The sequence below is a fragment of the Pseudomonas sp. YL2 genome, assembly GCF_023063025.1.
GTDB lineage: Bacteria > Pseudomonadota > Gammaproteobacteria > Pseudomonadales > Pseudomonadaceae > Aquipseudomonas > Aquipseudomonas putida_A.
In genome coordinates this window covers 24,053-36,282 of record NZ_JAJSLU010000011.1, presented here as the reverse complement: position 1 = coordinate 36,282, position 12,230 = coordinate 24,053, and the positions used below count along the sequence as shown (strand labels likewise).

At 60.3% G+C, this 12,230-nt stretch carries 9 protein-coding genes and 2 tRNA genes; 4 read left to right on the top strand and 7 right to left on the bottom strand.

The window, feature by feature from the left end; translation table 11 throughout:
* Positions 1–140 precede the first annotated feature (140 nt).
* From LVD08_RS16660 to LVD08_RS16645, 4 genes are all read left to right on the top strand, one after another.
* Positions 141–227 (top strand) — tRNA-Leu (locus LVD08_RS16660).
* A 180-nt stretch (positions 228–407) separates the two neighbouring features.
* Positions 408–494, top strand: a tRNA-Leu gene (locus tag LVD08_RS16655).
* Positions 495–822: 328 nt separating this feature from the next.
* Positions 823–1,833 (top strand): iron ABC transporter substrate-binding protein, encoded by a 1,011-nt coding sequence (locus tag LVD08_RS16650; RefSeq protein WP_003221127.1) that lies wholly within the window; start codon positions 823–825, stop codon positions 1,831–1,833.
* Positions 1,833–3,398 (top strand): ABC transporter permease, encoded by a 1,566-nt coding sequence (locus LVD08_RS16645; protein ID WP_247268688.1) that lies wholly within the window; start codon positions 1,833–1,835, stop codon positions 3,396–3,398. The genes LVD08_RS16650 and LVD08_RS16645 overlap by 1 nt, the downstream gene beginning before the upstream one ends.
* A 109-nt stretch (positions 3,399–3,507) precedes the next feature.
* Here the strand turns inward: LVD08_RS16645 and LVD08_RS16640 are convergent, their stop codons facing one another.
* The 7 genes from LVD08_RS16640 to hfq all read right to left on the bottom strand — a co-directional run bounded on the left by LVD08_RS16640 (position 3,508) and on the right by hfq (position 12,142).
* Entirely contained in the window at positions 3,508–5,442 is a 1,935-nt protein-coding gene (locus tag LVD08_RS16640) for a methyl-accepting chemotaxis protein (protein ID WP_247268687.1), read from the bottom strand.
* Positions 5,443–5,581: 139 nt separating this feature from the next.
* Complete coding sequence (locus LVD08_RS16635) at positions 5,582–6,871, bottom strand: adenylosuccinate synthase (protein WP_003221122.1); 1,290 nt, start codon at positions 6,869–6,871, stop codon at positions 5,582–5,584.
* Positions 6,872–6,925: 54 nt separating this feature from the next.
* Positions 6,926–8,113 (bottom strand): ATP phosphoribosyltransferase regulatory subunit, encoded by a 1,188-nt coding sequence (locus tag LVD08_RS16630; protein ID WP_047600701.1) that lies wholly within the window; start codon positions 8,111–8,113, stop codon positions 6,926–6,928.
* A 313-nt stretch (positions 8,114–8,426) separates the two neighbouring features.
* A complete protein-coding gene (gene hflC, locus LVD08_RS16625) occupies positions 8,427–9,296 on the bottom strand; it encodes a protease modulator HflC (protein ID WP_027611416.1) in 870 nt (289 codons plus the stop codon).
* A complete protein-coding gene (gene hflK, locus LVD08_RS16620; protein WP_007967435.1) occupies positions 9,296–10,471 on the bottom strand; it encodes an FtsH protease activity modulator HflK in 1,176 nt (391 codons plus the stop codon). Before hflK ends, hflC begins: the two co-directional genes overlap by 1 nt.
* Before the next feature lie 96 nt (positions 10,472–10,567).
* Positions 10,568–11,869 carry a ribosome rescue GTPase HflX gene (gene hflX / locus LVD08_RS16615; RefSeq protein WP_003221114.1) on the bottom strand — a complete coding sequence of 434 codons (1,302 nt, stop codon included), beginning with the start codon at positions 11,867–11,869 and terminating at the stop codon, positions 10,568–10,570.
* Positions 11,870–11,881: 12 nt separating this feature from the next.
* Complete coding sequence (gene hfq, locus LVD08_RS16610; protein ID WP_003221112.1) at positions 11,882–12,142, bottom strand: RNA chaperone Hfq; 261 nt, start codon at positions 12,140–12,142, stop codon at positions 11,882–11,884.
* Positions 12,143–12,230: the final 88 nt, after the last annotated feature.

Here is a 12,230-nt window from a genome sequence, read left to right as displayed (position 1 = left end):
TGGAGCCTTGTATCGACGCCTGAAAGCCCTTTTGAACACCGCTGGTAAAAAAATTCATTTTTTTTGCTGACAGGGGTTTACAGTTAAAAAGGCGCTCCGTATAGTGCGCGCCATCGACGACGTACACACGTTGACGAGATGCCCAGGTGGTGAAATTGGTAGACACGCCAGCTTCAGGTGCTGGTGACCTTACGGTCGTGGAAGTTCGAGTCTTCTCCTGGGCACCAATTTCGAGCTTGAGACTAGATCAGTTTCAAGGCTCACACAAAACCCGCGAAAGCGGGTTTTTTGCATTCTAAGCAACGGATTTGTTAAAACTGATTAATTAAAATTAAATCAGGGGTTTACAGATCAAAAAGCGCTCCGTATAGTGCGCCACATCAACAGCGGCAACGCTCGCGATGAATGCCCAGATGGTGAAATTGGTAGACACGCCAGCTTCAGGTGCTGGTGACCTTACGGTCGTGGAAGTTCGAGTCTTCTTCTGGGCACCAATTCAAACTCAAGGTTACGACGTTGAGTTTCCCGAAAACCCGCGAAAGCGGGTTTTTGCGTTTCTGGCGTTTGAAAACCTGCAAGCCTCTGTGGCGAGGGAGCTTGCTCCCGCTGGGATGCGCAGCATTCCTCGCTTTTACATCAGTCATGCCCTCTCTCAGGATTAACGACTGCTATGCAGCCGAGCGGGAGCAAGCTCCCTCGCCACAAATGATCACCAGATCATGCTCTAGCAAACCTCCGCCCTCCTCGCAAGGCGCACTTGAGAAACAATATCGTTTATCATTGTTGCAAGTTTTTGCAATGCGACAGTGAGGAACCCTGCGAATGATGTTTCGAAATACCCTGCGCCGCGGCTTGACCTTCACCCTGCTCGGCCTGGCACTCGCCACTCCCCTCACCCAGGCAGCCGATGCGGTTTCCCTGACGCTCTACAACGGTCAACACAAGGAAGTCGGCGATGCGATCGCCAAGGCTTTCGAGGCCAAGACCGGCATTCACGTCAACGTACGCAAGGGCAGCAGCAACCAGCTCGCCAGCCAGGTCATCGAAGAAGGCGACCGCTCCCCCGCCGACGTGATCTACACCGAAGAATCTCCCCCACTGAACAACCTCGGCGAACAAGGTCTGCTGGCCAAGACTGACGACGCCACGCTGGCCGTGCTGCCCAAGCAATACGTCGCTGGCAACGGCACCTGGATCGGTGTCACCGCGCGGGTTCGCGTGGTTGCCTACAACCCGAAACTGGTCGATGAGAAAGACCTGCCGAAGTCGGTGATGGAATTCTCCGATCCGAAGTGGCAAGGCAAAGTCGGATTCGTCCCGACCAGCGGCGCATTCCAGGAACAAGCCGTGGCGATCATCAAGATGCACGGTCGCGACGCCGCTGAGGAATGGCTGACCGGGCTGCGCGCTTTCGGTAAAACCTACAGCAACAACATGGTCGCCCTCAAAGCCGTGGAAAACGGCGAAGTCGCCACAGTGCTGGTGAACAACTACTACTGGTTCGCCCTGCAGCGTGAGAAAGGCAAACTCGACTCGAAACTGCATTACTTCACCGGCGGCGACGTCGGCGGACTGATCACCGTATCCAGTGCTGCCGTGCTGAAATCCAGCAAACATCCAAAAGAAGCCCAGCAATTCCTTGCCTACATGGCCAGTGAGGAAGGCCAGCGCGTGATCACTCAGACCACCGCCGAATACCCGCTGCACAAAGGTATGGAATCGGATCGCGGGCTCAAGCCGTTCAGCGAACTGCAAGCGCCAAACGTGACCCCGGCCGATCTGGGCAACGCCGAAGAAGCCTTGGACCTGGAACGTGAAGTTGGCCTGAACTGATGGCCACATCGTTATCCGCCCCCGCCGCGCGCGGGGGTTACGTGCCACGGCGCAAACGATCGTCGATCTGGCTGGTGCTGCCGGTGTTATTGCTGGTGGTCATGAGCCTGTTGCCACTGGCCTATGTCGGCCTGAAAGCCTGGCAGGCCGGCTGGGCCGAAGCGCTGCACCTGTTGTGGCGCCCTTACGTATTCGGTCTGCTGCGCAACACCCTGGCGTTGATGGTCGGCGTAACGCTGACTTGCGGCGTGATCGGCTTGTCACTGGCGTGGCTGCTGGAGCGCAGCAATCTGCCGGGACGACGCCTGTGGGGGGTGATTCTGTGCCTGCCGTTTGCGGTGCCGGCGTTTGTCAGCAGCTTCACCTGGGTATCGTTGAGCGCGCAGTTCGAAGGCCTCGGCGGGGCGATTCTGGTGATGAGCCTGTCGAAGTATCCGCTGATCTTTCTGCCGGTCGCGGCGACCCTGCGCAACCTCGATCCGTCCCTTGAAGAATCCGCCCGCACCTTGGGACAGAATCGCTGGGGCGTGTTCTTCCGCGTCACCCTGCCGCTGCTCTGGCCGTCGCTGCTGGCCGGTTCGCTGCTGATTGCCCTGCACATGCTGGTCGAGTTCGGCGCGCTGTCGATCATCGGCCTGCAAACCTTCACCACCGCGATCTATCAGCAATTCGAACTGGAATTCAGCAACGCCAATGCAGCGATGCTTTCGGCGGTGCTGCTCGCGCTGTGTCTGATGCTGCTGTGGCTGGAGCTGCGGGTGCGCGGTAAAGGGCGCCATGTGCGCACCGGCCAGGGTGCAGCGCGTCAGGCCGAGCAAGTGCGGTTGGGGCCGTGGGCGGTTGCCGGTCAGTTGTATTGCCTGTTGCTGGCGATCGTCGGCAGCGGGATTCCGTTGGGCATGCTGGCGTACTGGCTGGCGGTCGGCTCATCGGCAGCCTTCCCGGTCGCGGCGATCACTGAGGCCCTGCTGTCGTCGCTGGCCTTGTCGCTGGGTGGCGCGGCGCTGTGCCTGCTGCTGGCGGTGCCGGTCGGGCTGCTGGTGGTGCGTTACAAGGGCCAACTGGCGATCTGGGCCGAACGCTTGCCGTATCTGCTCCACGCCTTGCCGGGCCTGGTAATCGCGCTGACGCTGGTGTATTTCGCCCTGCACTACGTGCCGGCGCTGTACCAGACCTCGGCGTTGCTGCTGATCGCTTATGCGCTGCTGTTCCTGCCATTGGCACAGGCGCCGATTCGCACGGCACTGAACAAGGCTGCGCCGCAGCTGGAGGAAGCGGCACGCACGTTGGGGGCATCGTCATTCACCGCGTTTTGCCGGGTGACCCTGCCGATCATCTTCCCGGCACTGGGTGCGGCGTTTGCGCTGGTGTTTCTGGATGCGATGAAGGAATTGACGGCGACGCTGCTGCTCAGTCCGACCGGGCTGAACACGCTGGCGACCGAGGTCTGGGCGCATACGGCAAATGTCGAGTTCGCGGCGGCAGCGCCTTATGCGGCGTTGTTGATTGTGGTGTCGGGGTTGCCGGTGTATCTGCTGACGACGCGGATGTATCTGAGCCGCTGAAATCGCCTTCGCGAGCAAGCCCGCTCCCACAGTTTGACCGAGCTCCCACCTGGGAATGCGATCGAATGTGGGAGCGGGCTTGCTCGCGAAGAGGTCCGCCCGGACACCTTTAAGCCCTGAACTGCCCCAGGCTGGCTTTCAACTGCGCCGCCAGCCCATCCAGCACCTTGCCACTGGCCGTGGTTTCCACCACCGCCTGCGCCGCTTTCTCGGCCTGGGCATGAATCGTTTCGACCCGCCCACGCACTGCCTGCGCGCCCTGCGCCTGATGCGCCGCTGCCTGCGTTGCCAGACCGATCGCCGCATGCACCTGCTCGACCGAGGCCTGCACTGACTGCTGCAACCGTGCGCTGTCGCGTAACACCAGCAAACCTTCGCTGGCCTGACGCCCCGCCTGGCCGATCGCTTCTACCGCTTCACGCGCGCCCTGCTGCAACGCGACGATGTGCGCCTGAATGTCACCGGTCGAGCTTTGCGTCTTGCTCGCCAAGGCGCGCACCTCGTCCGCGACCACGGCAAAACCGCGTCCCGTCTCACCGGCCCGCGCCGCTTCGATCGCCGCATTCAGGGCCAGCAGGTTGGTCTGCTCGGCTATGCCGTGAATCACCGTCAGCACCACTTCAATCTGTTCGCTCTGCTGCGCCAGTCGCTCGATGACTTTCGCCCCGGTATCAACCTGCCCTGCCAGCGCCTCGATCAGGCTGCCGACTTTCGCCGAGGTACGAGTGTTTTCATCGGTGGCCTGACGAATATCCACCACCTGCTTCAACGCCGCCTGCATGGCATGGCTTTCCGACTGCGCCTCATCAGCCATTTGCGACAGCGCGCGCAGGCTTTCCGCCACTTCGTCACGCTGCATCCCGGCCGCTGCGTCGGCACCGGCATTGCGCAGGGTCATGGCGCCGATTTCCACTCCGGTCCGCTGGGCCACGTCGCCCGCCTCGCGCACGATCGGCTGCAACTTATCCACAAAGCGATTGACCGCCGAGGCCATGTCGCCGATCTCGTCCTTGCTGTGGATCTGCACGCGCTTGGTCAGATCGCCCTCGCCTGCCGCCAGATCGTCCATCGCCGCATTGAGCATCTTCAAGCGATTGACCACCCGGTGCCCCAGCACCACCGCCAGCAACAGCAGCACGCCGCAACCGACGAGTGCCAGGCCCATGCCGATGCGCCAGCGCAAGGTCGCGGCGGCTTCCTGCACGGTGCTGCTGGTATTGGCTTTCATCTCGGTCGCGGTGGATTGCGCCGACTGCAGGCGCGCCTGCATTGCCGTCGCGCTATCGGCAGCGGCACCCTTGAGGCTATCGCCGACCAGTTGATCGCTGCTGGCGATCAGCGCCGAGAAGCGCTGGTCGAGCGCCGCCAGATCGGTGTCCACCGAAGCCGTCGATACGCCCATCAGCACCTTGCCGATTTCCACGCCGTTGGGATTGATCGAGGCCTCGAGGTAGTAGACCGACGGATCGTTTTTCGCCGCGTCCAGCACCTTGTCCAGCGCGCGCTCGCCCTGGCCTTTTTCCAGCAAAGCCTTGTTGATCGGATTTTCGCGGTTGAGGTAACGCGTCAGGTGTTGACCGGTGGCATCGTCGTAAACCACGAACAACACGTTGGGATTGCGCTGGGCGCGACGAGCAAATTCGGACAGGGTCGGCACGTCGCTGTCCCACATGGCGCGCGGCGCCACCGAGGCGAGCAACTGAGCCATGTCATTGGCCGAGTCCTTGAGATCTTTTTCCAGTGTCGTACGCAGTTGCGCCTGCTCGTCCTTCAGACGCGCGGACAGGCCGGCGGTCAGACGCTGCCGGGTACTGGAGGAAAGGTTATCGAGGCTTGAGGTGACTTCACGCCCGGCCTGCTCCAGCTCGCTGGAGAGCTTTTGGCTGTCAGCGCCCAGACGAGTGCCGAGATCGGCTTCCAGCGCCGTGACCGTGCTTCGTGTCAGGGCGACTGCCACCAGCACTTGCACCAAAAGGGCGATACCAAGGGTAACGAACACGGGCCGCAACAAACGGCTTTGTAACAGTGAGAGAACGGCCGACACTGTGAATCCCTCTACTTCTGACGCCATTAATTTGATGGCACTCTTGTAGGAAGATTTACAGCAAAGGTCATGCCGTCCAACAGGCATAAACGACAAAGGCCCCGATTAAGGGGCCTTTGTTTTTTACATCAACGACTTATCAAGCGAACGGATGACGCAGCACGATGGTTTCGTTGCGATCCGGGCCCGTCGAAATAATGTCGATCGGCGCGCCGATCAACTCTTCAACGCGTTTGATGTAGGCACGAGCGTTAGCTGGCAGCTCTTCCAGGGTTTTGGCACCCACGGTCGATTCGGTCCAGCCCGGCACTTCTTCGTACACAGGCTGCAGGCCCACGTAGCTGTCAGCGTCAGTCGGCGCCACGGCATTGCCTTGCGCGTCCTTGTAGCCGGTGCAGATGTTGATGGTTTCCAGACCATCGAGTACGTCCAGCTTGGTCAGGCAGATGCCCGAGATGCTGTTCACATCGATAGCGCGACGCAGGATGACGGCGTCGAACCAGCCGCAACGACGGGCACGGCCGGTGGTAGCGCCGAACTCGTGACCTTGCTTGGCCAGGTGCGCACCCACGTCGTCGAACAGCTCAGTCGGGAATGGACCCGAACCGACGCGAGTGGTGTAAGCCTTGGTGATGCCCAGGATGTAGTCGAGGAACATCGGGCCAACGCCCGAACCGGTCGCCACGCCACCGGCGGTGGTGTTGGAACTGGTCACGTACGGGTAGGTACCGTGGTCGATGTCGAGCAACGAACCCTGAGCGCCTTCGAACATGATGTCTTTGCCGGCGCGACGCAGGTCGTGCAGCTCGGCAGTCACGTCGAGCATCAGCGGCTTGAGCAGCTCGGCGTATTCCTTGCACTCGGCCAAGGTCTTTTCGAACTCGATGGCCGGCTCTTTGTAGTAACCGACCAGCATGAAGTTGTGGTAATCCACCAGTTCACGCAGCTTGTCTTCGAAGCGCGGCATGTTCAGCAGGTCGCCCACGCGCAGGCCACGACGGGCAACCTTGTCTTCGTAAGCCGGGCCGATGCCGCGACCGGTGGTACCGATCTTCAGCTCGCCACGGGCTTTTTCACGGGCCTGGTCCAGCGCCACGTGGAAGGACAGGATCAGCGGGCAGGACGGGCTGATACGCAGGCGCTCGCGCACCGGTACGCCTTTCTCTTCCAGCTTGGTGATCTCACGCAGCAGGGCGTCAGGTGCAACCACCACGCCGTTGCCGATCAGGCACTGCACGCCTTCGCGCAGCACGCCCGACGGGATCAGGTGCAAGACGGTTTTCTCGCCGTCGATCACCAGGGTGTGGCCAGCGTTGTGGCCACCTTGGTAGCGCACTACGGCGGCAGCATGTTCGGTCAGCAGATCAACGATCTTGCCTTTGCCCTCATCACCCCATTGGGTGCCCAGGACTACGACATTCTTACCCATAACACTTGTCCTCATTCGCGCAAACTTGGTGCCGGCGATGGCCGGCAGGAAAACTCAAGAAGCCAGTGGCGATACTTGCCAAAGCCCGTTCTGCTGAATCAATTGCCGGTCGCAGTCCGCATCACGGGCGGCGGCCAAAGGTTGTCCAGGCAATGCCTGAACGACACGCTGACCCTCACTGCGCAACTGGCAAACCTGCTGCCAGAGTGCCGCATCCGTACTGTCAGGCATCCAGATACCGCCAGACGGTAGCTCGATCTCAGCACGCCCCAGGGTCACCAGGGTTTTCAAATCGGTAGAGAAGCCGGTCGCCGGACGGGCACGACCGAAGTCGGCGCCGATGTCGTCGTAACGACCGCCCTGAGCGATGGACTGGCCCACGCCCGGGACAAACACCGCGAACACCACACCGGTGTGGTAGTGGTAGCCGCGCAGCTCGCCCAGGTCGAAGTACAGCGGCAACTCCGGGAAACGCGTCGCCAGACGATCGGCGATCTCCAGCAAATCTTCCAGCGCCGCCAGAACCGGCGCCGGTGCATTGGCCAGACGCTCACGGGCCGCACTCAGTACTTCACGTCCGCCACACAGATCGACCAGCGCCCGCAGCATGCCGGACAGATCGGCCGGCAGGCCTTCGGTCAAGGTAATGACCTCGTCGATGGCCTTGCGTTGCAACGCATCGAACAACTGCTGCTCGACTTCACCGGACAGACCGGCGGCGCGCGCCAGACCACGGTAGATGCCGACATGGCCAAGGTCCATGTGTACATCCGGCACATCGGCCAGTTGCAGCATGGCGAGCATCAGGCTGATCACTTCAACGTCGCTGCTCGGGCTGGCATCGCCGTACAGCTCGGCACCCAGCTGAATCGGGCTGCGCGAGGACGACAGTGCACGCGGCTGGGCATGCAGCACGCTGCCGGCGTAGCACAGACGGCTCGGACCTTCGCGACGCAGGGTGTGCGCATCGATGCGCGCCACTTGCGGCGTGATGTCGGCACGGAACCCCATCTGCCGACCCGACTGCGGGTCGATGACCTTGAAGGTACGCAGATCCAGGTCCTGGCCCGCACCGGTCAGCAGGGATTCCAGGTACTCGATATGGGGAGTCACGACAAACTCGTAACCCCAGCTCTGGAACAGATCCAACACCTGACGACGCGCGACTTCAATGCGCGCCGCTTCCGGTGGCAGTACTTCTTCGATGCCATCTGGCAGCAGCCAGCGGTCTACCGTTGCCATTACGCCATTCCCCTTTGATCCGGGCGGCCAGCCTGCGGGCGAGCCTTGAGTGAAGCAGAAAATGACCGATCCGTTCAAAACGCACGCGCATGAACGACGCGGCGAAAGGCCTGTTACCGGCTTCGCCCATCACTTTCCTCGAAAAACGCTCGGGCCATTCAACCCGATGCCTGCAACAAAAAACAGCAATCAAATGTGCAGACGCAAAAAAGCCGGGAATTTCCCGGCTGCCGCATCATACACACGTTTTCCCAAAGGATCACCCCGCCCGAGGTTTTAGCCGCCGGGCGGAATGATTCAGGTCAACGTCGTATCAAGGCTTGGACTTTTCCAGGTAACGGAAGAAGTCGCTGCTTGGGTCGAGAACCATGACGTCGGATTTGTTCGCGAAGCTTTCACGGTAGGCACGCAGGCTACGGTAGAAACCGTAGAACTCCTGATCCTGGCCGTAGGCCTTGGAGTAGATCGCAGCGGCCTGGGCATCGCCATCACCGCGAATCTCTTCGGACTCACGATAGGCTTCAGCCAGCAGCACGCGGCGTTGACGATCGGCGTCGGCACGGATGCCTTCGGCCAGCTCGTTACCCTTGGCGCGGTGCTCGCGAGCTTCACGCTCACGCTCGGTGCTCATACGTTCGAACACGCTGCGGTTCACTTCCTTCGGCAGATCGATGGCCTTGACCCGGACATCGACGACTTCGATACCCAGCTCTTTTTCCGCCATCTTGTTCAGCGACGCGGTGATGTCAGCCATCAGCGCATCACGCTCACCCGACACCACTTCGTGCAGAGTGCGCTTGCCGAACTGGTCACGCAGACCGGATTCCAGACGACGGGACAGACGCTCATCGGCGATCTGCTTGAGGCCGGAAGTCGCGGTGTAGAAGCGCTCGGCATCTTTCACCCGCCACTTGGCGTAGGCATCAACCATCACGGCTTTCTTTTCCAGGGTCAGGAAGCGCTGTGTCGGTGCATCCAGCGTCATCAGACGTGCGTCGAATTTACGCACCTGGTTAACGTAAGGCACTTTCACATGCAGGCCCGGCTGGACATCGGCCTGAACCACACGACCGAATTGCAGCAGCACCGCGCGCTCGGTCTGAGCCACGATATAGAAGCAGTTCCAGCCCACCAGCACCACGACAACGCCAACGATCAGGGCGATCAGCGATTTATTGCTCATCAGCGGGTCTCCCTTGTACGTGTCTGCGGCAGGTCAGTGACATGCGGCGCGACGTCCGTGTTGTTGCTGGCGGCAGCCGAACCGGTAACCGGTGCATTGCTGCCCGAACTGTTCTGGATCATTTTGTCCAACGGCAGGTAAAGCAGGTTGCTCTGGCCGTTCTTGTTGCCGGTCACGAGTACCTTGCTGGTATTGCTGAAGACTTCCTGCATGGTGTCCAGGTACAGACGCTGGCGGGTGACTTCAGGGGCCTTGCGATACTCGGCGACCAGTTTGGTAAAGCGATCCGCCTCACCCTTGGCGCGCGAAACCGTTTCGTCGCGGTAACCGTTGGCATCCTCGAGGATACGCTGGGCCTGACCACGGGCTTCCGGCACGACGCCGTTGGCGTAGGTTTCCGCCTGGTTGCGCGAACGCTGCTCGTCTTCACGGGCGCGGATCACGTCGTCGAAGGCTTCCTGCACTTCACGCGGTGCCGCTGCGCTCTGTACGTTGACCTGGGTGACGGTGATACCGGTGCGATAGGTATCGAGGAAACGTTGCAGACGCTCCTTGATTTCGCTGGCCATCAATTCACGACCTTCGGTCAGCACCTGATCCATGGCGGTCGAACCCACCACGTGGCGCAGGGCGCTGTCGGTCGCATGCTGCAGACTGATTTCCGGCTGATCGACGTTCAGCACGAAGTCCTGCAGATTGCTGATCTTGTACTGCACGGTCAGCGGCACTTCGACGATGTTCTCGTCTTCGGTCAGCATCTGGCCCTGCTTGGTGTAGGCACGCTCACGCGTGACGTTCTCCATGTACTTCTTGTCGATCGGCGGGAAGTAGATGTTCAGGCCGGGGCCGACAGTCTCGTAGTACTTGCCGAAGCGCAGCACCACGGCTTGCTCCTGCTCGTCGACCACATAGACCGCGCTGTACAGCCAGACAGCCGCCAGCACCACGAGGCCGATGCCGAGCAGACCGCCGAAGCCGCCACCACTCCTGCCCGAACCACCGCCGTCATCACCACCGCGTTTCTTACCACCACCGAACAACCCGTTCAGGCTTTCCTGCAGCTTTCGGAAGGCCTCGTCGAGATCCGGTGGCCCCTTGCGGTCGCCGTTATTGCGGCGCTTGCCACCCCAAGGATCCTGATTATTCGAGTTGCCACCCGGCTCATTCCAAGCCATAGCGCTCTCCATCTGATAAAGCAAAGACGCACCCACGGCGCGCCGACCAATGCTACAGAATGCCTGCCGTTGCGGCACAACCGCTTTGCCAGGCTTTTATTGCAAAGTGTGTTGCTCGATGAATTCCATCGGCTGCAATCCTTCGCGGCTTACCAGTCGATTCAACTCGACACGGGGCAAACGAACGGCCAGCAGGCAGATGCCTTCTTCGTCATGCTCTTCTTTCTGTACCGCACCAAGTTCGAAGAACTGCGCACGCAGTCGAGCGAACCGTTGCGGCAAGCGCAATGTCCCCACAAACAAATCACTGCCCAGCAACTCGGCAATGGCTTGCTCAAGCAATTCCAGCCCCGTGCCATCGCGCGCCGACAGCCAGACCCGCTGCGGTTTGCCATCGGCATCGCGCTGGATCTGTGGCTCAACGCCTTCAAGCAAATCGAGTTTGTTGTATACCTCGAGGATCGGCAAGTCCTGGGCTCCGATCTCGCCCAGTACCACCATCACCTGCTCGATCTGCAACATGCGATCCGGTTCGGCCGCATCGATCACGTGCAACAGCAGGTCGGAATTGCTCGACTCTTCGAGCGTAGACCGAAATGCCTCGACCAGCTTGTGCGGCAAGTGCCGAATGAAACCTACCGTGTCCGCCAGAACGATCGGCCCCAGGTCGTCCAGTTCCAGACGGCGCAGGGTCGGGTCCAGCGTGGCGAACAATTGGTCGGCCGCGTACACCTCGGACTTGGTCACATTATTGAACAGCGTGGATTTGCCGGCGTTGGTATAGCCCACCAGAGACACGGTAGGGATATCCGCACGGGAGCGGCCGCGTCGCGATTGCTCGCGCTGGCTGCGCACTTTTTCCAGACGACCCTTGATCTGACGCAGACGAACCCGCAGCAGACGCCGGTCGGTTTCGAGCTGGGTTTCACCCGGGCCACGCATGCCGATACCGCCACCCTGACGCTCAAGGTGAGTCCAGCCGCGAACCAGGCGGGTGCTCATGTGATCAAGCTGGGCCAGTTCTACCTGGAGCTTGCCTTCATGGGTACGGGCGCGCTGGGCGAAGATATCGAGAATCAGGCCGGTACGGTCGATCACGCGACACTCGAAAACACGTTCGAGGTTACGTTCCTGACTGGGCGTGAGAATGTGATTGAAAATCACCAGATCGGCCTTTTCGGCATGGACCAGGTCGCGTAATTCCTCGACCTTGCCGCTGCCAATCAGGAATTTGGCGGTTGGCCGATGACGCGGTACGTTAAAAAACGCAACGGTCTCGGCGCCCGCCGAATTAGCCAATTCCTGAAACTCCTGCGGATCTTCGCGCGCCTCAGGGTCCTGACCTTCCAAGTGAACGAGGATGACTCGCTCACCACCACCGTGGCGCTCAAAGAACAAAGGAGACTCCTATCAGGCGTTACCTGGCTCAGCGTCACCTGCATCGGATTCGGTTGCGCTAGGCAGACGAATTGGACGTACTGGCACGACTGTCGAGATAGCGTGTTTGTAAACCATCTGGCTGACGGTGTTTTTCAGCAGGATAACGAACTGGTCGAATGACTCGATCGTGCCTTGCAGTTTGATACCGTTGACCAGGTAGATGGAAACCCCAACTTTCTCTTTACGTAAAGTATTCAAGTAAGGGTCTTGTAGCGAATGCCCTTTTGACATGTGCCGCACTCCTTTAAGGATTCAATAATAAAAATAGGTAATTCAGATGGCTTTGGCCGCCACACCCCCAAGGATAGACGGCAATTGC

Excerpts from the sequence above, each read along its gene's own strand:
- LVD08_RS16635 (WP_003221122.1), bottom strand. The coding sequence starts at position 6,871 with ATGGGTAAGAATGTCGTAGTCCTGGGCACCCAATGGGGTGATGAGGGC.
- hflK (WP_007967435.1), bottom strand. The coding sequence starts at position 10,471 with ATGGCTTGGAATGAGCCGGGTGGCAACTCGAATAATCAGGATCCTTGG.
- LVD08_RS16630 (WP_047600701.1), bottom strand. The coding sequence starts at position 8,113 with ATGGCAACGGTAGACCGCTGGCTGCTGCCAGATGGCATCGAAGAAGTA.
- LVD08_RS16645 (WP_247268688.1), top strand. The coding sequence starts at position 1,833 with ATGGCCACATCGTTATCCGCCCCCGCCGCGCGCGGGGGTTACGTGCCA.
- LVD08_RS16650 (WP_003221127.1), top strand. The coding sequence starts at position 823 with ATGATGTTTCGAAATACCCTGCGCCGCGGCTTGACCTTCACCCTGCTC.
- hfq (WP_003221112.1), bottom strand. The coding sequence starts at position 12,142 with ATGTCAAAAGGGCATTCGCTACAAGACCCTTACTTGAATACTTTACGT.
- hflC (WP_027611416.1), bottom strand. The coding sequence starts at position 9,296 with ATGAGCAATAAATCGCTGATCGCCCTGATCGTTGGCGTTGTCGTGGTG.